General features: G+C 52.8%; 22 protein-coding genes. 14 read left to right on the top strand and 8 right to left on the bottom strand.

Annotated features, from left to right (window positions below; genetic code table 11):
* The first annotated feature begins 198 nt into the window (after window positions 1-198).
* From THS27_RS12190 to THS27_RS12160, 7 genes are all read left to right on the top strand, one after another.
* Window positions 199-1,497 (top strand): ABC transporter substrate-binding protein, encoded by a 1,299-nt coding sequence (locus THS27_RS12190; protein WP_085591203.1) that lies wholly within the window; start codon window positions 199-201, stop codon window positions 1,495-1,497.
* 318 nt (window positions 1,498-1,815) lie between these two features.
* Window positions 1,816-3,111: an ABC transporter substrate-binding protein gene (locus tag THS27_RS12185; protein WP_085591201.1), complete on the top strand. Its 1,296-nt coding sequence runs from the start codon at window positions 1,816-1,818 to the stop codon at window positions 3,109-3,111.
* A gap of 5 nt (window positions 3,112-3,116) precedes the next feature.
* Window positions 3,117-4,115 carry a carbohydrate ABC transporter permease gene (locus tag THS27_RS12180; RefSeq protein ID WP_246832944.1) on the top strand — a complete coding sequence of 333 codons (999 nt, stop codon included), beginning with the start codon at window positions 3,117-3,119 and terminating at the stop codon, window positions 4,113-4,115.
* Window positions 4,108-4,986, top strand: coding sequence for a carbohydrate ABC transporter permease (locus THS27_RS12175; protein WP_085591199.1), 879 nt, complete (start codon window positions 4,108-4,110; stop codon window positions 4,984-4,986). Before THS27_RS12180 ends, THS27_RS12175 begins: the two co-directional genes overlap by 8 nt.
* A 45-nt stretch (window positions 4,987-5,031) precedes the next feature.
* Complete coding sequence (locus THS27_RS12170; RefSeq protein WP_085591197.1) at window positions 5,032-6,054, top strand: Gfo/Idh/MocA family protein; 1,023 nt, start codon at window positions 5,032-5,034, stop codon at window positions 6,052-6,054.
* A 1-nt stretch (window position 6,055) separates the two neighbouring features.
* A complete protein-coding gene (locus THS27_RS12165; RefSeq protein ID WP_085591195.1) occupies window positions 6,056-7,129 on the top strand; it encodes a Gfo/Idh/MocA family protein in 1,074 nt (357 codons plus the stop codon).
* Window positions 7,130-7,169: 40 nt separating this feature from the next.
* Window positions 7,170-8,252 carry an ABC transporter ATP-binding protein gene (locus THS27_RS12160; RefSeq protein WP_085591193.1) on the top strand — a complete coding sequence of 361 codons (1,083 nt, stop codon included), beginning with the start codon at window positions 7,170-7,172 and terminating at the stop codon, window positions 8,250-8,252.
* Window positions 8,253-8,313: 61 nt separating this feature from the next.
* Here THS27_RS12160 and THS27_RS12155 read toward each other — a convergent pair whose 3' ends face one another.
* The 3 genes from THS27_RS12155 to uxuA form a co-directional block, all read right to left on the bottom strand.
* On the bottom strand, window positions 8,314-9,636 hold the full coding sequence (locus THS27_RS12155) for a DUF445 domain-containing protein (RefSeq protein WP_085591191.1): 1,323 nt from the start codon (window positions 9,634-9,636) through the stop codon (window positions 8,314-8,316).
* Window positions 9,637-9,838: 202 nt separating this feature from the next.
* Window positions 9,839-11,305, bottom strand: a complete 1,467-nt coding sequence (locus THS27_RS12150) for a mannitol dehydrogenase family protein (RefSeq protein ID WP_246832943.1) — start codon at window positions 11,303-11,305, stop codon at window positions 9,839-9,841.
* The gene (gene uxuA / locus THS27_RS12145) at window positions 11,305-12,525 is read right to left on the bottom strand and encodes a mannonate dehydratase (protein ID WP_085591189.1); all 1,221 of its coding nucleotides are present in this window, start codon (window positions 12,523-12,525) and stop codon (window positions 11,305-11,307) included. The genes THS27_RS12150 and uxuA overlap by 1 nt, the downstream gene beginning before the upstream one ends.
* Before the next feature lie 130 nt (window positions 12,526-12,655).
* On the opposite strand from uxuA, the gene THS27_RS12140 reads away from it, so the two are divergent.
* The 5 genes from THS27_RS12140 to THS27_RS12120 are packed head-to-tail and all read left to right on the top strand — an operon-like array spanning window position 12,656 to window position 17,271.
* Entirely contained in the window at window positions 12,656-13,366 is a 711-nt protein-coding gene (locus THS27_RS12140; protein ID WP_085591187.1) for a GntR family transcriptional regulator, read from the top strand.
* Window positions 13,367-13,392: 26 nt separating this feature from the next.
* A complete protein-coding gene (locus tag THS27_RS12135; protein WP_210402892.1) occupies window positions 13,393-14,379 on the top strand; it encodes a TRAP transporter substrate-binding protein in 987 nt (328 codons plus the stop codon).
* Between the two features lie 60 nt (window positions 14,380-14,439).
* Window positions 14,440-14,949, top strand: a complete 510-nt coding sequence (locus THS27_RS12130) for a TRAP transporter small permease (protein ID WP_085591185.1) — start codon at window positions 14,440-14,442, stop codon at window positions 14,947-14,949.
* Window positions 14,946-16,220 carry a TRAP transporter large permease gene (locus THS27_RS12125; RefSeq protein ID WP_085585595.1) on the top strand — a complete coding sequence of 425 codons (1,275 nt, stop codon included), beginning with the start codon at window positions 14,946-14,948 and terminating at the stop codon, window positions 16,218-16,220. The genes THS27_RS12130 and THS27_RS12125 overlap by 4 nt, the downstream gene beginning before the upstream one ends.
* 7 nt (window positions 16,221-16,227) lie before the next feature.
* Window positions 16,228-17,271, top strand: a complete 1,044-nt coding sequence (locus THS27_RS12120) for an L-idonate 5-dehydrogenase (RefSeq protein ID WP_085591183.1) — start codon at window positions 16,228-16,230, stop codon at window positions 17,269-17,271.
* 84 nt (window positions 17,272-17,355) lie between these two features.
* Here THS27_RS12120 and THS27_RS12115 read toward each other — a convergent pair whose 3' ends face one another.
* From THS27_RS12115 to THS27_RS12095, 5 genes are all read right to left on the bottom strand, one after another.
* Entirely contained in the window at window positions 17,356-18,852 is a 1,497-nt protein-coding gene (locus tag THS27_RS12115) for a sugar ABC transporter ATP-binding protein (protein ID WP_085591181.1), read from the bottom strand.
* Window positions 18,849-19,838, bottom strand: coding sequence for an ABC transporter permease (locus THS27_RS12110; RefSeq protein ID WP_085591179.1), 990 nt, complete (start codon window positions 19,836-19,838; stop codon window positions 18,849-18,851). Before THS27_RS12110 ends, THS27_RS12115 begins: the two co-directional genes overlap by 4 nt.
* Window positions 19,839-19,858: 20 nt before the next feature.
* Complete coding sequence (locus tag THS27_RS12105; protein WP_085591177.1) at window positions 19,859-20,848, bottom strand: ABC transporter permease; 990 nt, start codon at window positions 20,846-20,848, stop codon at window positions 19,859-19,861.
* 259 nt (window positions 20,849-21,107) lie between these two features.
* Entirely contained in the window at window positions 21,108-22,055 is a 948-nt protein-coding gene (locus THS27_RS12100; RefSeq protein WP_210402891.1) for a sugar ABC transporter substrate-binding protein, read from the bottom strand.
* Window positions 22,052-22,234 (bottom strand): hypothetical protein, encoded by a 183-nt coding sequence (locus THS27_RS12095; protein WP_085591175.1) that lies wholly within the window; start codon window positions 22,232-22,234, stop codon window positions 22,052-22,054. The genes THS27_RS12100 and THS27_RS12095 overlap by 4 nt, the downstream gene beginning before the upstream one ends.
* A 61-nt stretch (window positions 22,235-22,295) precedes the next feature.
* On the opposite strand from THS27_RS12095, the gene THS27_RS12090 reads away from it, so the two are divergent.
* Both THS27_RS12090 and THS27_RS12085 read left to right on the top strand, forming a co-directional pair.
* On the top strand, window positions 22,296-24,125 hold the full coding sequence (locus THS27_RS12090; protein ID WP_085591173.1) for an extracellular solute-binding protein: 1,830 nt from the start codon (window positions 22,296-22,298) through the stop codon (window positions 24,123-24,125).
* 11 nt (window positions 24,126-24,136) lie between these two features.
* The gene (locus THS27_RS12085) at window positions 24,137-24,940 is read left to right on the top strand and encodes an SDR family NAD(P)-dependent oxidoreductase (RefSeq protein ID WP_085591171.1); all 804 of its coding nucleotides are present in this window, start codon (window positions 24,137-24,139) and stop codon (window positions 24,938-24,940) included.
* The last annotated feature ends 32 nt before the right edge of the window (window positions 24,941-24,972 follow it).

Raw genomic sequence — 24,972 nt, 5'->3', positions numbered from 1 at the left:
AGAAAAACAGCTGCCACAGATTGTGATTGCCCCAGAAAACAGCACACTTGTAAAAAAAATCAACAACACATGGCTGAATTTCAAACAACTTCTTGACAGGCGTTTGGCCCTTCCCTTTAATTGTAACCAATTGGTTATTTAATTCAAGTTCTACCGCAGGCCTCACAACAAAAAACGGCTAATCAGGGAGGATAACCAATGAATTTAACCATTAATCGACGGCAATTTATTGCCGGTGGGATGTGTGCTACGTCCCTTGCCATGCTGGGCGGGCGGCGTGCCTTTGCCCAGGATAAAACCGCCTTGCGTTTATTATGGTGGGGATCCCAAAGCCGTGCTGAACGCACATTTAAAGTGATTGACCTATACACCAGTTCGCACCTCGACATTGCAATTGAAGGCGAAAGTACGGGCTGGAGCAATTACTGGCCCCGGCTGGCAACCCAGACATCCGGCGGCAATTCACCAGATATTATTCAGATGGATTACCGCTATATATTTGAATATGCCCGGCGTGGTGTATTAGCCCCGATGGACCCGTTTATTGAATCGGGCGCACTTGATGTTACGGATTTCAGCAAGATCGGCCTGGATGGCGGACGGGTTGATAATAAACTTTATGGTGTCAATTTAGGGCAAAATTCGGCCACCGTTGTTATTAACAAAGCCGCGTGGCAGGAAGCCGGCCTGGATATTCCCCATGCGGGAATGACCTGGGAAGATTATGGCGAGCAATGCGAAAAACTGACCCGCAAAACCCAACGCCGTAATTTTTATGGCTGTACCGATGAAGGCGGCCAGGACAAGGCATTTGAGTGCTGGCAGCGCCAGAACGGTAAAGAACTTTATACCGATGACGGCAAACTTGATTTCGGTGAAAAGGAAGTTACCGAATGGTTTGAGTTCTGGGCGGATATGCGAAAACGACAGGCATGTGTTCCCGCCGATATTCAATCCCTGTCAAAAGACACCATTGATACCAATCCGCTTTCGACCGGGCACGCGGCAACCTGTTTTGTTCATTCAAATCAGATTGTTGGATATATTGCGATCAATAAGGATCCGCTGGCAATGACATGCTATCCGGTCAAGGCGGGCAAATCCCGCCCCGGACAATATCTGAAGCCGTCGCAATTTTTCTCGATTGCGAACAGCTCAGACCATGGCAAGGAAGCAGCCGAATTTATCAGCTTTTTTGTTAATGACCCGGTCGCGACCAAGGTTTTGGGCGTTGAACGGGGTGTGCCGGTGTCGGCTGCTGTCCGTAAAAGCGTGCAATCCGAGCTAGGGGATGGCGACAAAATGCAGGTCGAATATATCGCTTCGCTTGGCGATGATCTGGTTGGGCCATTGCCTCCGGCACCGCCGCTGGGTGCGGGCGAAATTGAGGTACTGTTCAAACAGGTTAACGAACAGGTGGGTTTTGACGTTTTAAGCCCCGCCGAAGCCGGTGCGCGACTTGTTGAGGAAGCCTCGCAAATTTTGGACCGAAACTAAACGTTCCAAAACAAACAATCAAATCACGGCATTTTATCGAGGCTAAAATGCCGTGATCATTTGCAGCGCACAAAACAGTGCTGCGCCGCCATAGAGAATGCTAAACCTGCATACTGACAATGATATTTTCAGTATTTGGCAGAGTCTGTCCGAACAAATAAACCCTGAACCTATACGTAGGTTTTATTTGCCAAATTACTTGCAAGAAACAGTTGACACTTCGGATCGCAATTGCCCTAATTGTAACTAAATAGTTATTTAGAACAACCATACCCACAAAAACGCCACTTGAATGGCGAACCAGCAGGGAGGATGACGATGACGTTTTCGATAAACAGGCGTGCATTTCTGACCGGTGGGGCGGGTGCCCTTGCCCTTGGCGTGATAAACCCCCGGATCGCCTTTGCCCGGGATGTTCGCTTGCGGTTATTATGGTGGGGGTCCCAGGCCCGGTCCGAGCGGACATACAAGGTGGTGGACCTTTTTCAGGACGCCAACCCCGATATCGAGGTAGACGGTGAAAGTGCAGGCTGGGACAATTACTGGTCGCGCCTTGCAACCCAGACATCCGGTGGCAATGCACCCGATGTGATGCAAATGGATTACCGCTACATTTTTGAATATGCCCGCCGGGATGTTTTGCTGCCACTTGATAAATACATGGCGGACGGCACCCTTGATGTGTCGAATTTCAGCAAGGACAGCGTTGCTGGCGGCCAGGTGAATGGCAAAACCTATGGCATTAGCCTGGGGGCAAATTCGGTTGCCATGATGATTAACAAGGCTGCCTGGGAAGAAGCAGGCATGGATATGCCCCAGCCTGGCCAGACATGGGAAGAATTTGGTGACCAGTGCGAAAAACTGACCAATACCACCAAACGTAGCCGTTTTTACGGCTGTGCAGATCAGGGCGGGCTTGAACCAGCCTTTGAAACATGGTTGCGCCAGCGCGGCAAGCAGCTTTATACCGCCGACGGCAAGCTGGGTTTTGATGAGAAAGACGCCAGTGAATGGTTTTCATTTTGGGTCGATATGCGCGAGCGCAAAGCATGTGTACCGGCCGATGTGCAATCACTTGACCAGTTGACGATTGAAACCAGCCCATTGTCACAGGGCCGTGCGGGTGCATGTTTTGCCCATTCGAACCAGTTGGTTGGCTATCAGGCAATTAACAAGGACCCGCTAACCATGGGCCCCTACCCGGTTAAATCAGGGGACTCCCGACCGGGGCAATATCGCAAGCCATCCATGCTGTTCAGTGTTGCGGGCGACACCGAAAACCCCGAGGCGGCGGCCAAATTCATCAGCTTTTTTGTGAATAACCCGGATGCGGCCCGTGTGCTTGATGTCGAGCGCGGCGTACCGGAATCATCGAAAATGCGTGAGGTTCTTAAGAAAGAGTCACAGGAAGCTGACCGTATCCAGATTGAATATATCGGGTCGCTGGGCGACAAATTTGCCGGGCCGTTGCCCCCACCCCCGCCAAAGGGTGCCGGCGAAATCCAGCTTATGATCAAACGTAAAAACGAAGAAGTCGGCTTTGATACAACGTCTCCCGAAGATGCCGGTGCCGCCTTTGTTTCAGATGCCGCGGCGATCCTTGAGCGGAGCTAGGCATTATGGGTAACAAGATGACAGGTCCTGCTGCGGCAAATATCGCCGCAGCAGGACCGCCACGCCAGAAAACGCACATCCCAAACCACCCGCAACGCAAACCACAGCCGACCAGCTGGCTTGGCCGGGCATGGCAAGGCAGCGGGCCGGGATATATGTTTTTATTGCCATGGTTCATTGGCTTTTTCGGGCTGACGCTGGGCCCGGCGATTGTATCGCTTTATCTTTCTTTCACCGATTTTGATTTGTTGCGCGCCCCAAACTGGGTCGGCATGGCAAATTACGTACGGATCGCAACTTCTGATCCAAAATTTGCGGCCTCGATGGGTGTCACACTGTTTTTCGTGCTGTTTTCAGTTCCGTTGAAACTGGCATTTGCATTGGGTGTGGCCGTGGTTTTAAACCGGGGCATTCGCGGATTACCGGTATACCGGGCCGTATTTTACCTGCCGTCCCTGTTGGGAACCAGCGTTGCGATTGCCGTTTTATGGCGGCAGCTTTTTGCCAGCGACGGCCTGGTTAACAGCATTCTGGCCGAATTCGGGATCGAGGGGCCAAGCTGGATCAGCCATCCCAGTTATTCGATCTGGACGTTGATTATCCTGAGCATTTGGCAGTTTGGATCGCCGATGATTATTTTTCTGGCAGGTTTACGCCAGATACCGGGCGACATGTATGAAGCAGCCAGCCTTGATGGCGCTTCAAAATGGAGGCAGTTTTTCAAAATTACCCTGCCCCTGCTAACACCGGTGATTTTCTTTAACGCGGTTGTACAAACGATTGATGCCTTCAAGGCCTTTACACCCGCTTTCATCATTTCAGGCGGCACCGGGGGCCCGATCAATTCGACGCTGTTTTATACCCTGTATCTGTATCAGGAAGCGTTCGGGTTTTTCCGTATGGGTTATGCCTCCGCCTTGGCATGGGTGCTGGTGGTGATCATTGCGCTGTTTACCGCTTTCTCGTTTTTGACCGCGCGTTTCTGGGTGCATTACGATGACTAGTCTGGCTATTTTCAGCAAGGATGACAGCATTTCGCCGCGCCGCAGCCGGTTTGTCAGCCTGCTTTTCCATACATTGCTGATGGTGGTTTCCATCATCATGCTTTATCCGCTGTTATGGATGCTATCGGCCTCCATTCGGCCCGAAGCCGAGATTTTCAGTTCAACGTCCCTTTTGCCATCCGCGATTGACCTTTCATCCTACTGGAAGGGATGGACCGGGTTACGCGTTGAATTTGGGCAGTTTTTCTGGAATTCGCTGGTGATTTCGGTGTTGTCGGTTGCCGGTAATGTGATTGCCTGTTCGTTAGCCGCCTATGCCTTTGCCCGGTTAAAATTTGCCGGTCGCAATTTCTGGTTTGCGATCATGCTGGGCACGTTGATGATCCCGTATCATGTAACGCTGATTCCGCAATATGTGCTGTTTTTAAAACTGGGATGGGTCGACACGATATTGCCGCTGGTGGTGCCAAAATTTTTGGCGGTCGATGCGTTTTTCATTTTCCTGATGGTGCAATTTTTTCGCGGTATTCCCCGTGAACTGGACGAAGCCGCCCGCATGGATGGATGTAGTGCCTGGCGCATTTACTGGAAAATCATGCTGCCGCTTTCGACACCGGTTTTGGCAACAGCGGCGATATTTTCCTTTCTGTGGACCTGGGACGATTTCTTTGGCCCGCTGATCTATCTGAACGATATGAACAATTACACGGTGCAGCTTGGCTTGCGATCCTTTGTCGATAGCTCGGGATCATCGCAGTGGGGCGGTTTGTTTGCCATGTCGACCCTGTCGCTGGTGCCAGTGTTTTTCTTCTTTCTGTTTTTCCAGCGCCTGCTGATTGAAGGCATTGCCACAACCGGCCTGAAACGCTGACCCCTCATACATCTTTGATGTAACCACAATCGATGTGGAGTAATCATGACTGACATAAAATTCGCCGCCATTGGCATTCAGCACGACCATATTTACGGACAGTGCAACTGCCTGATCCGGGCGGGCGCAAAACTGGTTTCGTTTTTTGAAACAGACGAGGTTTTTGCCAGGGAATTTGGCGAAAAATACCCCGATGCCAAACGTGTTACGGACCCCGCCGCAATATTGGAAGATGGCAGCATTGACATTGTTGTCACTGCGGCAATTTCGGCCGAACGTGCCGGTATTTCAATTAAAGCAATGCAGCACGGCAAAGACGTTTTAAGCGACAAACCCGGCATGATCAGCTTTGATCAACTGGCCGATGTAAAGCGCGTACAGGCCGAAACCGGGCGGATATATAACATTTTATATTCCGAACATTTTGAAAACCCCGCCACGGTAAAGGCCGGGCAACTGGTGGCGGATGGGGCCATTGGCGAAGTCATTCATACCGTGGGCATTGGCCCGCATCGTTTACGCAAACCCACCCGCCCGGGCTGGTTTTTTGACCGGTCGCTTTATGGTGGCATTTTAACAGACATTGCATCGCATCAATGTGAACAGTTTCTGTTTTTTGCCAACCGCAACAGCGCCAAAATACTGTCTGCCAGCGTTAACAACCGCGCCAATAGCGACACGCCCGGATTACAGGATACTGGCGATATTCACATGGCAACGGACAATGCCAATGGCCTAATCCATGTGGACTGGTTTACCCCCGAAGGATTGCCAAGCTGGGGTGACGGCCGATTGATGATCACCGGCACCCATGGGGCAATTGAAATTCGCAAAAACATAGACATTGGCGGGCGCGAGGGGCCAAACCATTTGTTCCTGACCGACAGGAAAGGTGTGCGCCATATTGATTGCAACGATATCGAATTGCCGTTTGGCAAACAGTTTTTAGCCGACATTCGCGACCGCACCGAAACCGCCATTCCGCAAAGCCGGGTTTTTAATGCCATGGAGCTGGCCTTAAGCGCGCAAAAAATGGCCGAAGACATTGCCAGTTCGGAGGATAAATAACATGACCTGCAAAAACGTTGCCGTTATTGGCTGTGGCATTGGTAAATCGCACATTATTGAAGGATATGTGCCCCACCCTGACAAATTCAAAGTTTCTGCCATTTGCGATTTAAATGAAGACCGCCTGAACGCTGTTGCCGATGAATTTGACATTCCCGTTCGGACCACATCGTTCGAGGAATGTTTGCAAAACGACGATATTGATATTATCGACATTTGCACCCCGCCGGGCATTCACCGCGAACAGGTGGTTGCGGCCCTTGCCAGTGGCAAACATGTGATTTGCGAAAAGCCGCTGACCGGGTCGCTCGCCGATGTGGATGCAATTATAGCAGCCGAGAAAACCGCCAAAGGCACCCTGATGCCAATTTTTCAATACCGGTACGGCGATGGCATTGAAAAAACCAAGCGCATTATCGATGCCGGCATTGCCGGTAAAGCCTATATGGGTTCGGTTGAGACATTTTGGCTGCGCACAGCGGATTATTATGCCGTGCCATGGCGGGGCAAATGGGATACGGAACTGGGCGGCGTACTGGTTACGCACGCTTTGCATTTGCACGATATGATGATGCACCTGATGGGCCCGATTACCAAGGTTTTTGGCCGGGTGGCAACACGGGTTAATGATATTGAGGTTGAAGATTGCGCCAGCGCCAGCCTTGAAATGGCCAATGGCGCGTTTGTTTCGTTGTCTTGCACCCTTGGATCACAGGAACAGATCAGCCGGTTACGGTTACATTTTGAAAATGTGACATTTGAAAGCAGCCACGAACCGTATGCCCCAGGCAAGGACCCGTGGAAAATTTTGGCCGCGAATGATGCCGTTCAGCGCCAGATTGACGAGGTTATTGGCGACTGGCAACCGGTTAGCCCGCGTTTTACAACGCAAATGGAACATTTCCATCGCTATTTATGTGGTAATGGCCCCCTGCCCGTTAGCAGCATTGATGCAAGGCGTGCGCTGGAACTTGTAACGGCCATTTATCAGTCATCGGACAGTGGGGCGCAGGTGGCATTACCGGTAAATGCCGATAGCCCCAAATACGCGTCATGGCGCGCAAAAACCAAATAACACTGGTCAAAACGACCAGCCCTTCGGGAGGAGGCCTATCATGACGACGAGCGTGGTTCTGGAAAAAGTTGAAAAACGGTACGGCGTATTTGACGTTATCCATGGCATAGATTTGCAAACCGACCCGGGTGAATTTGCCGTTTTTGTTGGCCCGTCGGGCTGTGGCAAATCGACCCTGCTGCGCATGATTGCCGGATTGGAGGAAATCAGCGGGGGTGCCCTGATGATGGACGGCGAACGGATGAACGAGGTTGTGTCGTCTGAACGCGGCATTGCCATGGTTTTTCAGTCCTATGCGCTGTATCCGCATATGTCGGTTTATAAAAACCTGGCATTCGGTTTGGAAACGGCGGGCTATAAAAAGGCCGAGATTGAACCCCGTGTGCAACAGGCCGCCCGCGTATTGCAAATTGAACCGTTATTACAGCGCAAGCCAAAGGCATTATCGGGCGGGCAGCGCCAGCGGGTTGCCATTGGCCGTGCGATTGTGCGCGAACCAAAGCTGTTTTTATTTGATGAACCATTATCGAACCTGGATGCCGAATTGCGCGTGCAAATGCGGGTTGAAATTGCCCGCCTGCACCGCCAGCTGGGCAACACCATGATTTATGTTACCCACGACCAGGTGGAAGCTATGACCATGGCGGATAAAATTGTGGTTTTAAATGCCGGGCGGATTGAACAGGTGGGACGACCGCTTGATTTATATAATCATCCGGTTAAACGGTTTGTGGCCGGGTTTATTGGCAGCCCGAAAATGAACTTTTTAGAAGGTGTTATTGAAAGCACCAGCGCGGATGCCACCGTTATTCGTGCCTGTGGTGCCAGCATAAAATTGCCGCGTGCCTTGCGTGCGGTTGAAAGCGACATGCCGGTAACACTGGGCCTTCGCCCTGAACATTTGAACCGCGAGGAAACCGGCGGGATCAAACTGGCGGACCTGCAAGTTGACCTGGTGGAAAACCTGGGCGATGAAACCTTGCTTTACGCCCGAAGCCCGGACGGACAGACCATTAATATGTCGCTGGCAGGGGAACAGGTTATCTTTAATGGCAGCACGGTCCCGGCCTTTTTTGACATTGCGCATTGCCATGTTTTTGGCCCCGATGGCACAGCGATATAGCTTAATTCAATCTGGCTGATCATCGTTGTAAACGCCCGGATGCAAAACCTGCATTCGGGCGTTACATTTGCCCCGCTGCCCAGCCGATAAACTGCATCAACCCAAATAGAATACCCCCAATAAGGGCACCAACAAGGGTCCCGTTCAGGCGGATCGACTGAAGGTCGCTTCCCATTGCCAGTTCCAGCTGGCTTGTCAGTTCGTCCGCGCTCCAGGCCTTTACCCGCTCCATAATGAAACTGCGGATTTTTTCGCGATATTCTTCGATATAAGGATCAATTGTTCCGACAATCCAGGTATTGAGCCACATTTTCATGTCGGGATCGGCATCAAGTTTGGTGCCGATATTGCGCGATGCCCCCATCACCGCCCGGCGAATTTCGGAATTGGGGTTGGCAAAATCCTGTTTGATCCAGTTAAGGGTTTTGCGCCAGATATGGCCGATATAATCGGATAATTCCTGATTTTCCAGCATCCGGTCGCGAAACTGGTCTATCCGGTTCCGTAAGACCGGATCGGTATTAAGACGATCGATGAAAAGCGGTATTTTGCTTTCAAATTTCCGGCGCAGTTCGTGATCCTTGTTTTCGGCCAGATCCTGAATAAGTTCGCGCAGGCCGACGGCCACCTTTTCGGTAATGTTATCGGCCACGGCTTTATCAAGATTAACCCAGCGCAAAACCGACCATAGTTCGCCCGCAATTTTATCGGCCAGCATATTGCGGGTTTCGTCGCTGTTGGTAAAATCGGCAATGTCATTTAACAAGCTGTCAATTAATTCGTGATGGCGGCCATCCTGGGTCAGGATCGTTAAAAATCGGGCCGAAAGCCTTCCGCCATCCATATCACGCAGTTTTTCGCGCGTGGTTGTCCGAACAAATTCCTGTAATTCGGCACTGTCGAGCAAATACATCAGCCGCGGAGCAAATTTTACCACCAGATCGGCGATTTGTGCCGATGTTTCGGGCGCAGCACAATATTTTGCCAACCGGTCCGCCGGATCAAATTCGCGAATTTTATCAATCACATGGTCTTTACCAAGGAAATGATCGCAAATAAAATCGGCAAGGTTGCGGGCGATTTTATCCTTGCTGCGCGGAATGATGGCCGTATGGGGAATTTTCAACCCCAATGGATCGCGAAACAGGGCAACAATGGCAAACCAGTCGGCCAGGCCCCCCACCATCGCGGCCTCGGCCATCGCAACAAACAGACCGACCCACACATTATGATGTCCCGGATCATAAATGGTCAGGCCAATAAAACAGCTACAAGCCAGAAGCAACGTTAACAAGGCAAGCCGTTTTTTACGCGCCAGTTTTTGCGCCTTGAACACAACAGCATCGTCGGACTGCGTAAAAATTTGCGGCGAAGGCTGTGCCATCAATTTCGTTCCAGTTCAATATGATCACAGGTGCATATACCTGATACACCACCAGGGCCTGATGCGTGCAAATAGTGTTTTTAGCCCCCCTTTGCAACTTGGCCTGTCAGATCGGCACATATCCCCGCCTGCGCAAAACTACATGCCCGCCAGGCAAAACCGGGCGGGCATGAAAAAATACAACAACGTTAACAGACCAGAACTAGGCGATTTTACCTGCCAACTCTGCCTGTAGCGTTGATATGACACCGTCTTCGATAATGATATGCAACCTGGCAATGACAGCCTGCTGCCATTGTGGAACAGCCAAAAGTTGCGGGTCAAACAGCGCGGGTAAAGCCACAAGTGCGGCGTAAATCGCAGCCGCATTATCCTTACCCGTTAGCGCCGATATGATCGCATCCTTTTTCGGATCGGATATTTCATCGCCACGGCCCGTTGCCACCAGTTTGTGAACATAAGCCATCCACATGGCAACTGCGAAAGCAAACGTCGCGATATCGTCGGACTGTGACAAGACATCGCGCGCCGGCGCAAGCAAACGTTGGGGTAGTTTTTCGGTACCATCCATCGCGATTTGCCGGGTTTCATGGGCTATGGCCGGGTTTTTAAACCGGGCGATCAGATCGTCGCTGTAAACGGCAAAATCCAGTTCGGCAACCGGTGTAAGTGTTTTGGCTGCTGCGGCCATATGACGGCGCACGATTGCAACACAATCGTCATCCGCCATGACATCGCGCACATATTTAAAACCGGCAAGCTGGCCTAAATAGGCAATCAATGAATGGCTACCATTTAGCATTCTTAGTTTCATATGCTCAAACGGGCGCACGTCATCGACCATCAACACCCCGGCCTGTTCCCACGCCGGGCGGCCGGTTGGAAAATCGTCCTCGATCACCCATTGGGAAAACGGTTCGGTTTCAACGGCACAGGCATCGTCATGGCCCGTCATGGTGCGCACAGTTTCGTATGTGTCCGCGGTTGAGGCGGGCGTAATGCGGTCTACCATCGAGCTTGGGAAATGCACGTTCTGATCGATCCAGCCTGCAAGGTCCGGGTCGATATGACGGGCAAAATCCATCACTCCGGCGCGCAGCACAACGCCGTTTTCCGGCAAGTTATCGCAGCACAGACAGGTAAACGGGGCCACGTCAGCATCCCGGCGACGGCGCAAGGCTTCGGTCAGCAATCCCAAAACACCTGTTGGATGATGCGGATCGGCAAGATCATGGGCGATGGCGGCATGGTCTGGTGTCATCGTCATGGTGTGACGGTTAATGCCATAAGCCTTTTCGGTCACCGTCAAGGTAACAATGCGGGTTGCCGGATCGCACAAGGCGGACAAAACCGCATCACCATCGCGCGCGGCGGCAATGACACGGGAAATAGCGTGAACGGTTTGGCATTCATCCCCGACCGGGTTGCGCACGACAACGCAATAAGCACCGCCTTGCACATTAAGCTGATCGGCAATATCGGTGCTGCGCGGGGAAACACCGATAATGCGCCAGTCACCCCCAGCCGCCAACATTGCCTGCTGGGTATAAACGGCCTGATGCGCCCGATGGAAAGCCCCTACCCCGATATGAACAATGCCGTTGCCCCGATTGGAAAGTGAATTTTCCGGCCAGCCATCCTGTTGAGTTAGTGAAGAAACTGTCATCATCAGCCTGCCGGTTTGCGATTGGGGCGCGCCATAAGGGCCGTCATGATACCGCGCAATTCGGCCAGACCTTTCAGGCGACCAATTGCCGGATACCCCGGCTGCCCCTGACGGTTGAGGTCATCTAAAATGTCATGCCCGTGATCGGGGCGGAACGGAATGTTCCAGTCCGCACGTCCTGCGGCCTTGCGGGCTGTTTCTTCGTTCAAAATGGCTTCGATCAGATCCACCATATCGGTGTCACCACCCAGATGATCGGCTTCATGGAACGAACATGGCAGGCCTTCGGTTTCACGCAAGGTATTGCGCAAATGAATGAAATGCACACGATGGCCCAAACGTTTCATCATGCCCGGCAAATCATTTTCGGCGCGAACCCCAAGCGAGCCTGAACACAGGGTAATGCCGTTTTCGGGCAAATCAACCGCCTCAATAACGCGGCGATAGTCGTCCTCGGTCGACATGATGCGCGGCAGGCCCAAAAGCTCGAAGGGCGGATCATCGGGGTGACAGCACATACGAATGCCGACTTCACGCGCGACCGGCACCACTTCGGCCAGAAAATCGATCAGGTTGCGGCGCAGTTGGTCGCCACTAATACCGGCGTAACTTGCCAGCAAGCCGCGCAAATCATCGAGTGTCAGTTTCTCGACCGAGCCGGGCAAGCCAAAGGCCACAGTGCGGGTTAACTGTTCGCGGCGTGCATCGTCCATGCTGGCAAAGCGTTCTTCGGCCTGAGCCAGCAAGCCAGCATCATAGCCCTCATCGGCACCGGGGCGGGACAGAATATAGCGGTCAAAGGCGACAAAGTCGGTCAGGTCGAACCGCATGCAGGTGGCACCATTAGGCAAGCGCCAGTTAAGGTGCGTGCGGGTCCAGTCCAGCACCGGCATAAAATTATAACAGACAATGTCGATCCCGGCGGCAGCAAGGTGACGCAGGCTTTGTTTATAGGCCTCGATATGGTCGCGCCACGGGCCTTCCTGTTTTTTGATCGCTTCGGAAACCGGCAGGCTTTCAACCACATCCCACTTCAAACCTGACGCCGCCCCATCTTTCATGGTGGCGATCTCGGCCTGACGTTTGGTGATTTCAGCCGGGGTCCAGACCGCACCGCTGGGAATGTGATGCAGGGCGGAAACCACCCCTTGCGCCCCTGCCTGACAAATATCATCAATGCTGACCAGATCGCGCGGGCCGAACCATCTCCAGGTTTGTTTCATGCTGTTCTCTCTGTGTTGGTGTGGCTGCATGTCCACAGTCTATAAGTATTAGGGCGACCATAACATGGCGTTTTATGGTTGACTAGTATGGTAGTATGCAGCATAAGCGAAAAACGCAAGGAGTTAAAATATGATCGATCCCGGCGAAAATAACTGGTCCGTTTCTCCGGATCAGGCGGTTGGCCCGCAGATCCATCGCATCATTCGCGAACGGATTGTCTGTGCTGATTTGCTGCCCGGTGTTCGTATTTCCGAAGCTGAACTGGCCCGTTCCTATGACGTGAGCCGCCAGCCCGTGCGTGAAGCCTTTATCAAGCTGGCCGACGAAGGATTGCTGGAAATTCGCCCGCAACGCGGGACTTATGTGCGCAAAATTTCGGTTTCATCGGTGCTTGACGCGCGCTTTGTGCGCGAAGCGATCGAGGCCGACATTGCCAGTTACGTTGCCAGCAACCCGGCGGATGGCGCGATTGACCGCCTGCGTGATTTAATTGCCGCCCAGCGCAGTGCGATGAAAAACGATGCCAAATCATTTTTAAGCCTGGACCATGATTTCCACCGTTGCCTGGCGGAATCTGCTGGCAAAACATATGCGTGGAAAGTGGTCGAGGATGTTCGTGCCCAGCTCGACCGGGTGCGGTTCCTGAGTTATTTCCAGTTTTCGATGGAAGATATCGTGGCCCAGCACGAGGCCATTTTAACCGCCATTGAAGCAGGAGACGCGCAACAGGCCGGTGCCGCGATGCGCCGCCATACCCGCGAAATCCTGCTCACCCTGCCCGACATTGCCAAATCAAGATCCGAACTCTTCGACAATGCCGATCCGGTATTGTCACCCTGAGGCATCACATTATCACGGGAGGAAAAATGATGCTTACGTTCAAGAAAACAAAAATCATGCTTATGGCCGGAGCTGCTGCACTGCTTATGACGCACAGTGCGATGGCCGCCGAAATGACCCTGAAACTGGGGCACCTTGCCAACGAACAAAATTCCTGGCACAAAGCCGCCGTTAAATTTGGTGAAGAACTGTCCAAGCTGACCGATGGTCGTATTGACGTTCAGGTTTTCCCCAATGAAACGCTGGGCAAGGAAATCGATCTGATCAACGGCATGCAACTGGGATCAGTCGATATGACCATTACCGGGGAAAGCCTGCAAAACTGGGCACCGATGGCGGCTCTTCTGGCTGTGCCTTATGCCTATACCTCGCTTGAGGAAATGGACAAGGTTGCCAGCGGCGACATCGGCAAGAAAATTGAAGCGCAGATTATCGAACGTGCGCGCATTCGCCCGATTGCCTATTTTGCCCGTGGCCCGCGCAACCTGACATCAAACCGCCCGATCAAAACGCCGGAAGACCTTAAAGGTCTGAAAATGCGCGTGCCGAACGTACCTTTGTTTGTTGATGTGTGGAAAACCCTGGGCGCTCGCCCGACCCCGATGGCGTTCTCGGAAGTGTTTACCTCCCTTCAGGCTGGCACCATTGATGCCCAGGAAAATCCGCTGGCCCTGATTGAATCAGCCAGCTTTAACGAAGTGCAGAAATATGTGAACAAGACCGAACATGTGCGGTCCTGGATCTATCTGACGATTTCGGAAATCACCTGGCAAAAACTGTCTGATGAGGACAAAAAAGCCGTCATGGAAGCCGCCAGCCGCGCGCAGAAATTCGAGCGTGGCCTGTTTTTGACGGACGAACAGCGCCTGACCAAGGAATTGCAGGACAAAGGCATGACCTTTGTTGATGTGGACCAGGCAGCTTTTGCCAAACAGGCAGAAGCCGCTGTTTTGAAAAACGTATCTGACGACATTCGCCCGATTGTCGAAGACCTGTTTGCCAAAAACAAATAAGACCCTGACTGCCCGGTTGCCCTGCGCAACCGGGCCTTTCCCGCCTATAGGGGAGCTATCGTGATCGCCACCCGTTTATATGCCCTGCTAATTGCCCTGTGCCGGATATTAACCGGCGTTGCCTTTGGCTTGCTTTTTGCAACCGTATTGTTGCAGGTTTTTGCCCGCACGTTCCTGCCTGAATCACCGGTCTGGACCGAGGAATTTACCCGCCAGTGCCTGCTTTATATGGCGGCATTCGGTGTTGGCCTGTCGTACCGCAATGGCGAACTGGTGAATGTGGAACTGGTGACCGATATTTTACCAGCCCCGATCCAGAAAACATTGCTGTTTGCATCGGCCGTGCTAACCACATTATTTGCCGGTTTGCTGGTGATGCCAGCATGGCAGTTTGTGGCGATCGGTAAATGGCAAACATCCCCTGCCCTTGGGGTCCGCATGGATTTTGTTCATGCATCTGTATTTGTTTTACTTATTCTTTTGTCGCTATTTGCCCTGCTGCGCGTTGTTCGCATGATCGCCGGGGTTTCTAATGGCAAACCTGAAGGCCAGTCCGGAGAATTGCCATGAGCCTTGCTATCTTGCTGGGTGTCTTTGCCGGCGGCCTGATTATCGGCCTGCCTGTTGCCATTACCCTTGGCCTGTCTTCGATGTGCTATCTGTTGTTTCAGGGCATGCCGCTTGTGATCATTCCGCAAAAAATGTTTGCCGGGATGGATGTGTTTGTTCTGCTGTGTATTCCCGGCTTTATTCTGGCGGGCAATCTGATGAATGGCGGCGGCATCACCCCGCGCATCGTCCGGTTTGCCAATGCCATGGTCGGCTGGATGCGTGGCGGCCTTGGGCTGACCAACGTTGCCGGTTCCATGTTGTTTGGCGGCATTTCGGGAACGGCAGTGGCCGATGCCGCATCGATTGGCGGCATGATGATACCAGGCATGAAACGTGCGGGATACCCGGCACCGTTTTCAGCCGCAGTTACCGCCGCATCTTCAACCGTTGGGCCGATTATTCCGCCCTCCATGCCCATGATTATCGTCGGTGCGCTGTCGGGCATATCGGTGGGTAAAATGTTTATCGCCGGGGCCTTACCCGGGATGATGATGGGCCTGGCGATGATGGTCACGACCTATATCATCGCGGTGAGAAACGATTTCCCCCATCAACCGTGGCAAGGTTTTGGCGAACTTGGTAAATCGTTTTTAGGCGCGTTCTGGGCGCTCGCCATGACCGCCCTGATCATTGGTGGATTGTTAAGCGGCATTGCCACCCCAACTGAAACAGCCGTAATTGCCAGCCTGTATGCGTTTGTGGTTGGCGCGTTTGTCTATCGCGACCTGCCATTTCGCGCTGTGCCGGGCATAATGATTGACAGTGCCATTACCGCCGCCGCCATTTTGGCGCTGGTTGGCTTTGCCAATGTGTTTGGGTGGATCTTGGTTGCCGAACGTATTCCGACCATGATTTCCGACGGCGTTCTGGCGATCACGCATAACAAATATGTCGTGATCTTGCTGATCAATCTGGTGTTGCTGATTGTCGGCATGTTTATGGAAACCATTGCCGCCCTGATCATTTTGTTCGTGCCGTTATTAACACTGGCACAAAATGTTGGCATTGATCCGATCCATTTCGCCGTGTTTGCGGTGCTGAACCTTATGATCGGCCTGACAACACCGCCAGTCGGCATCTGCCTGTTTATTTGCGCCAATATCGCCAAGTCGCCGCTCGGCCCCGTGATCAAGGCGCTGGTGCCTTATCTGATCACGAACATCATTATTTTGTTTTTGGTGTCTTATGTGCCGTTCTTTTCGACCTGGCTGCCGTCCCTGATGGAGTAATCAAATTATGGAAACCCGTGTGTGCCGCCTGTATGGCCAGCAAGATGTTCGTATTGAAACCGATATTGTCGCAGCGCCCGAAGCCGGGCAGGTTACCGTGCGCGTCGGTGCTGGCGGAATTTGCGGTTCGGACATTCATTATTTTTATGAAGGCGGCATTGGCCAGATCCGCGTGCGTGAACCGATTATTCTGGGTCATGAAGTTGCCGGAACGGTAATTGCCGTGGCCGATGGTGTGACCGATGTGTCGGTGGGGCAAAAAGTTGCCCTTAACCCCAGTCATCCTTGCGGCGAATGCGAATATTGCCAGCAAAATTTGCAGCAGCATTGCCTGAATATGCGATTTTTTGGATCGGCCATGCGCCTGCCCCACATGCAGGGCGCCTTTCGCGATGTGATAACACTGGATGCCAAACAATGTGTGCCGGTTTCAAACGGCACCAGCCTGGCCCAGGCGGCCTGTGCCGAACCGCTGGCGGTTTGCCTGCACGCGGTCAGCCGGGCGGGTGACTTAACCGGCAAGCGTGTTTTGGTCACCGGTGCCGGGCCAATTGGGGCATTATGCGCTGCTGCGGCGAAACAGGCCGGTGCGGCCGAAATTATCGTGACCGACTTGCAGGATTACGCATTGGGTGTTGCCACCCAAATGGGTGCGACCAAAACCGTTAACATTGCCACCCATGCCAGCGACCTTGCCATCTATGAAGACGGCAAAGGTCAGATTGATGTGTGTTTTGAATGCTCGGCCGCGGCCCCTGCCATTCAATCGGCGATCAAAATGCTCCGGCCGCAAGGCATTTTGGTGCAGGTCGGCGTTGCTGGCGATATTCCGGTATCGTTCAACCCGGTTGTTGCCAAGGAATTGACGATTATCGGCACCCACCGTTTCCATACCGAATACGCCGATGCCGTTCATGCCATTGACACTGGCAAGATCGATGTCCGCCCGATCATCACAACCAGTTTTGATTTGGAAGATGCCGTTGCCGCGTTTAATATGGCACGTGATCGTAGCAAGGCCGTTAAGGTCCATTTTGCGTTTGCCGGTTAACGATATGCCAACGTGATTAAGATAAAAACGGGCCCACAATGCGGGGCTCGTTTTTTGCTTGAAAACTGGTTGCCGCCTGTCTGATCAGGACAAACCTGATATGGCCTGCACCAGATTATCTTCGGTGACTTCATCGGCGGTGAATTCACGGGTGATCTCGCCGCGATACATTGCAATTATCCGGTCAGAAACGGATAAAATCTCGGGCATTTCAGACGAAATCACAATGACGGCGTACCCGTCGGCCGCGAGTTCGCGCAGCAGGTTATGGATTTCGGCCTTGGAGCCGACATCAATGCCGCGGGTTGGTTCATCGACAATCAGGACCTTTGGGCGCATCGCCAGCCATTTGCCAATAACGATTTTTTGCTGATTGCCCCCCGACAGATTACCAACCAACTGACGCCAGCCTGGTGTCTTGATGGACAAAAGGTCACGATAACGGTCGAAAATGGCAATTTCTCCCCCGTTCGAGACAAACGGTCCTGTTGTCAAATTGCCAATTTGCGGCAAGGTCATATTGTCGCGGCAGCTCATACCTAACACCAGCCCTTGTTCCTTGCGGCTTTCGGGGACAAGTGCCAATCCCTGTTCAACGGCATGCCGGGGGGATGTTATGGTTATTTCTTGGCCATTAAGAACAACCTTTCCCTGGCTAAGCCTGCGCAAACCAAACAGGGCCTCGGCAATGGCTGTGCGGCCCGCACCCACCAGTCCGTAAAATCCCAAAACCTCGCCTGCCTGCACGGAAAAGCTGACATTTTCGAAAAGATCACCACAGCTTAAATTCTCAACCTTCAGGACCACGGGACCGGTGGAAACCACTTTGCCCCCCCGTGAGGTGTCAAGGCTGCGCCCGATCATCAGGCGTGTGACTTCGTCCTCGTTGGTATCTACAGTTTCGAGTGTGCCGCGATATGTTCCGTCGCGCAAAACGCTGATCCGGTTTGAAATGCGAAAGATTTCTTCCATCCGGTGCGAGATATACACAATGCCCACACCCTGCGCCTGTAAATCGCGAATGACATCAAACAGAACCTCTTTTTCCTGATCGGTCAGTGAGGCTGTTGGTTCGTCAAAAATGACCGCCTTGGCCTCGACAGTGAGGGCACGGGCAATTTCAACCATTTGTTTTTTGGCAATTGAAAGGTCTTCTACCCGGGTTTGGGGGCCAAAATCGCAATTCAGACGCTGCAGGATTGCTTCGGCATCGGCATAGAGTTTTTTCCAGTCCACCATACCGAAATTTTTGCGGGGCAATTCGCCAAGAAAGATATTCTCCGCCACCGACATTTGTTCGGCAAGGGACAGCTCCTGATGGATCAATACAACGCCAAGGCGTTTTGCCTCGAGCGGGGAATGCAGGATGGCGGGTTCTTCGGAAATGAATATGCGTCCCTGGTCAGGCCGGTGCATTCCAGCCAAAACCTTCATCAGGGTCGATTTCCCCGCCCCATTTTCGCCCAGCAAGGCATGAACTTCGCCAGGACGGACATCAAAACTGACATCATCAAGGGCACGGACAGCGGGGAAAGTTTTAACAATACCCTGTACCCGCAAGGCCGTATCAAACGCGTTCATACCCGAAGCTCCCCATCTTCCTTGCGATTAACCTGTTTATCAAGGAACAGGACAGCGATCAGGATTGTGCCCAGAATAACCAGCACATAAAATGCCGGTACCTGCATCAAATTCATGCCATTGCGCAAAATGCCAATGGCCAGCACCCCGCCGAGTGTTCCAATGATGTTTCCAGCCCCGCCGGTTAGTTTAGTGCCGCCCAGAACAACGGCTGTAATGGTCCACAATTCATAATCGCGGCCAAGGTTAGGAGTTGATGCGCCCATCTGGGTCGATAACGTCACACCGGCCAAGGCGGCAAAAAAACCGACAATCATGAAATTGACCACCATATGTGGACCAACCCGAATGCCCGCATTTACCGCCGCATCCCGGTTGCCCCCGACGGCATAGGTATTTCGTCCATGAACGGTACGTGCGAGCAGAAAATGGGTAATCACGGTGAAAACCAGAAATATGACGGCCAATGTTGGCAACGGACCCACGGCACTGGAGCCAAAATCAGAATAGGCAAAGTTCATCGCATAGAACGATTGTTCCTGCGTATAAATAAAGACCAGCCCCCGCACACCCAGCATCGCGCCAAGTGTTACGATGAAAGCATTAACCCCGGTTTTCCAGACAATAATGCCATTGAGCGCGCCGAGCATAATTCCCGATGCCAGGGCTGCAATCACAGCGGGCAACATCGCCCAGTCGCCCCAGCTTTCAAAAACCGGCCAGCCCTGGATATCGACTGCCAGGCTGGCTGCCAATGCCAGCGTGGCCCCGACGGAAAGATCGATATTGCCATTGATCATGACCAGCGTCATACCCAGCGCGATCAGACCGATGGTCGATGTCTGGACCAGAATATTCTGGAAATTGTGGAAGGCAAAAAAGTGGTCTGTCGCCAGTGAAAAGAAAATGAAAATCACGAGGACAAAAAACCAGATCGGATGGCGCACCACCTGTCGCCATAATCGGGCGGCGCTTGATTTGTTCATTATGGACATTATCCGTCTCCCTAGGCGATTGGCGAAAACAGGCGGCCGCGTTTGGCGGCAACATCAAGCCACACCGCCAGAATGATGACGACCCACGTGACCAGCCATTGCACATAATAGGCATATCCCAGCAGCAGCAGGCCATTCTGGATAAAGCCAAGAATAAGAACGCCGATCACGGTTTTAAGCACACTGCCCGATCCGCCCAGCAAGGATGTACCGCCCAGAATGACGGCAGCAAGAACCAGCAATTCGTAACCCTGACCGACATTGTTTTGCGACCCCATGACCCGACTTCCCAGAATGACAGCCGCGATGCCGGTGCAAAATGCGGAAATAAGATAGGAACAGGCAACAACACGGTTACGCCGAATACCACTAAACACCGCCGCCATCGGATTGCCACCAACCGCATAGACCCGGCGGCCATAAGGTGTGTAAGCCAGAACAACGTGAACAATTACGGCCACGACAGCAAAGATCAGGATTGGTACTGGCAAGCCAAACACCTGCCCGCGCCCAAAGACCGCAAACCAGGTTGTATCCTGATGTGAAATATCAACATTCTGACCACCGGTATAAATAAGCGTCAGCCCCTGAATCGCCGATAACATCCCCAGGGTGACAATCAGCGAATTTAACCGCAAATAGCCGATGAGAAAGCCGTTCAGAGCCCCCAGAACCAGCGTTGCGACCAGCATTACGGCTATTGCCTCACCCGGCCCGATCTTGTCATGGAGATCGACAACAAGGACAGTTGAAAATGACAGCATGGACCCGACGGAAAGATCAAGATTCCCGCCAATAACAACGACAGTCACCCCGATTGCCATAACCCCGACAATTGCCGCCTGACGAATGACAGTCATGACGTTGCCGCTGGTCAGAAATTTTTCAGAAAACAGGGCAAAGCCAATCATAAAAACAATGAACGCAATCAGGATACCCTGTTTTGCCAGGGTTCCGCCCAATCCTTTCAGGCGGTTAGATGTTAATGTGGCCTCGGCCATTTACGAAGTCCTCCCGGTGGGGTCGGCTGGGATGTTTTCTTTTCCGATGCCGGTTTGTGGCACGCCGGATGTCCAGCTCGATCAGGAAAATATATGCAAGATGCGTGACATAAATGCCTGCGCGTCATTCTGATAGGTTACGACACAATAGCCAAGGCGGTTGTGCCACCTGTCAATCCCTTCGCTGTCTTGCCGCAGATCCAGGCAACAGGAAGAGGACGCGCCCCGGCATAAAAGCCAAGGCGCGCAAGGGAGAAAATCAGAATACGGGCTTGCTGAACTGGTCCATGTTCTTTTGCGTGATTTTCGGGGTATCGAAATAGTTCATTTTGGGAACATCCTTACCCTTGATCACGTCAATCGCCGTTTGCAGAGCATTTTTGGCGTCGTCTACAGGTGATTGATAGATCGACCCGTAATATTCGCCGCGCGCCATGGCTTCATACCCGACAGAGAAGTTGGTTGCCCCGATGAAGATAATATCCTTGCGGCCTGCTGCCTTGGCCGCATTGAGCGCGCCAACGCCCATATTGTCATCGCCGGCATAAACGCCATCGATGTCATCATATTTGGTTAAAAACGCTTCCATCACACGTTGCGATTTTTCGCGGTTCCAGTCGCCCGGCTGGCTTTCGATGATTTTTACATCCGGGCATACTTCTGCGAGGCGATCCTCAAAGCCTTTTTGACGTTCAATTGCCGTGGTGTAACCAGGCTGGCCGGTGATCTGAACGATCTGCCCTTTATTATCAAGGGCATCGCACATCATTTCGGCGGAATATGCGCCCTGGGTGATGTTGTTGGGACCGGAAAACGATGCGATAAATTCCTGCCCTTCCTTTGCGATATTCGAATTGGTAACAATAACGGGAATATGCGCCTGATTGGCCTTGCGCACGGCGGGCACAACGGCCTTGCCGTTGGTTGGCCAGATAATGATGGCGTCAACCTGCTGCTGGATCAGATCCTGCATCTGGGCAATCTGGCGGGCAACGTCGCCGCCCGCATCAAGGACAATCGTTTTGACATCAGGATTTTTTGATGCCGCCTCGATGAAGGCTTTTTCATAAGTGGTCTGATAGCTGTCAACGCCGACGTTATTTTGCGTGATGCCAATTGTCATGGTTTCGGCCTGTGCGCCACCTGCAAGGGCAAGTCCCGAGGCAACAACACCTGCGGCAACAGATTTCTGGATCATCTTGGTCATTTGAATTCCTCCCGACTGAATTGAAGCAGTTTTTGATTGTGATTTTGTTCCGGCCCACCTTGCGTCTGCAAAATGCGATCCGGGCAACGCCCCGCTTCACGTAACGTCAGCCGCATAATTACATTATTCAAAATCAGAAACCGGTCAAATTTATCCGTAATGGATATTTTAATATCCATTACGGACATTTTTTCCCTGTAGTCTGCTTGCCATTCTGGACATTTTCAATGGAGGCGCGGCATGCGCAAGTCGGAACGCACTATCAACTGGGCGGCAATCACACAGGGCAATATTGCATTAACCATGACCAGCGCCAACCAGAGCCACCCAACCACAGCTCGGCAGGATTTACCAACGGAACCCGTGATCCGTTCCGAGATGCTGGGCTATATCGAATTTTTTGAAGACTACGCTACCGAAATTGAAGCTGCCTTTGAACTTTCAACACCGGACCCGCATTTGAAAATGGCCATGCACCTTATTCGTCAACATCTGGAAGCCAAGCCGGTTACGGCAACGTCGCTTGTTGCTGCGGCGGGTGTTCCCTATGCGACCGCCAAACGGCGGCTGGACGAGATGATGGCATCAGGCCTGGTTGAAAGACGCCCCCGGACCGCGACCGGGAAAAGTTTTTCCCTGCATCCCGCCGCCCGGCTGATTGAAAACTGGGCCAGCTATTGCAGCCGGTTACGCAGGCTTGTTGAGCGAACATTCGGTGCGGGGGTCCAGACAACAGAAGATCGGGACTATTATTTTGGTGGATCGTACATCAATAGCCACATCATTCAGCCGCCACAGGTTCTCGCAGAACCCCTTAAACTTGCGGGCGGATTGCGTATTCTGGTTCATGCGGATCCGACATTTATGGTTATGGGGTCGTTAAAACGGCAGTTTGAGCAGGTCATTGGGGGTGATATTCACCAACGTGCCTTTTCCATTGACCGCCTGCATGCCGAAACATTGCGCAATGCCGAACGCCGTGTCAGCCGCTATGACATGATCGCGGTTGACCTGCCGTGGATTGGCGAATTTGCCCAGAAAAACGTTTTGCTGCCGCTTGACGAGGTTGTTGACATCAACAGCTTTGACCCCAGTGATTTTCATACCGCAGGCTGGCGCGCGGCCCATTATGGTGGCCGACCCTATGGCATTCCCAGTCAAACGACACCGGAACTGTTTTTTTATCGCCGCGACCTGTTTGCCGAAGCCGGACTGGAAGCCCCGCAGACAACCGACGAGGTTTTACACGCCGCCAAACAGATGCACGACCCGCAACACGGCCGGTATGGTATTGCGTGGAATGCAGCACGGGGAACCGCCCTTGGTCATACCTTTATTATGACCTGCGGAGATTTTGGACAGCCGATATTCAATCTGAACAAAATTGCCGGTGGTTTTGATGCCGACAACCTTGACGGTGAAGCCCTGCGCCCCACCATTGATACCGATGCCGGGCGCGATGTCGCAGAATATTTGCTGGCCTTAATGCAGTTTTCCCCGCCCGACATTTTATCCATGTCGTGGTACGAGCGCATTCGCCCCTATGCCAGCGGCAGCGTTGCCATGGCCTATGGTTATACATTGCTGGCACCTTATTTTGAGCTGGACCCGGCATCGCCTGCCAATGGCAATACCGGTTATCTCCCTCACCCGGCAGGCCCGGGCGCGGCACCAATTGCGCCGGTTGGCGGATATGTTCTGGGCATTCCGGCCAACCTGCCCCCAGAAAGGCGCGCGGCAGCCGCCAAGGCCCTTGCCGTATTTACATCGGCAGAGGCGCAGAAACTTTACGTCCAGAACGGCAGCCGGACCGTGCCGCGCTATTCCGTCGGGGCGGACCCGGAAGTCCGGCGTTTGTCACCCCTGTTTGAAGCCGTGGACAAAATGTCGTGGCGCGACGAACTGCAATTCTGGCCACGCCCGCCGGTTCCACAAATCTCAACCGTTATTCAAATCTGCGGCGAGGAGTTCCACGATATGTTGCGTGGCCTCATCCCGCCAAAACAAGCCCTGGCCCAGGCACAAAATCGTGTCGACAAAATTATGAAACAGGCCGGGACACTCACCTAGGAGGAAACATCATGGATAAAACCCGTCTTAAAGGAAAAACCGTTTTAATCACCGGCGGCGCCCAAGGCATGGGAGCCGCAATCGGCGAATATTATGCCGCCCAGGGTGCGAGGGTATGCCTTGGCGATATCAACCTGGCGGGGTGTCAGGACGTTGCCAAACGCATCAATGATGCTGGCGGCGAAGCCATTGCCGTGACCCTTGATGTGACAAAACGCGACCAGATGGCAGCCGCCGTTGCCGCAACGGTCGCGGCATTCGGGTCCATCAATGTCATGCTGAACAATGCCGGTATCAACAAACCGATGATGTTTTTAGACATTACCGAAGAAAATTTTCAGCAGATCATCAATGTCAATGCACTGGGTGTGTTGATTGGCATGCAGGAAGCCGCCAAGCAGATGATCAAACAGGGCAAGGAAAACGGCCCCTATAAAATCATCAATGTCGGATCAATCCTGTCGCGGCAGGCATTTGACGATGTGGTGCCTTATGCCTGTTCCAAGCATGCCGTCCTTGCCATGATCAATGGCGGCGCAAAGGCCCTGAGCGCACACAACATCACCGTTAACGGATATGGCCCGGGCGTTGTGCGTACCGAACTGTGGGAGCAGTTGGACAAGGATCTGGTCGCGATTGGCAAGTTTGAAAAAGAAGGCCAGTCGATGGATGAACTGGCTCAAAACATGATCCTGATGAAGCGGTATTCCTACCCCGAAGATGTCATTGGGTCGGCGGCATTCCTTGCCAGCCATGAATCCGATTACATGACCGGCCAGCTGTTTATGGTTGATGGCGGCATGGTCATGCAATGACCGGCTGACCGGCCCTTCCAAACCCTTTCTCC

The organism is Thalassospira sp. MCCC 1A01428 (assembly GCF_002115825.1).
Classification (GTDB): Bacteria; Pseudomonadota; Alphaproteobacteria; order Rhodospirillales; family Thalassospiraceae; genus Thalassospira.
The sequence above is the reverse complement of the archived record's forward strand: the minus strand, read 5'-3'. Positions and strand labels throughout refer to the sequence as shown.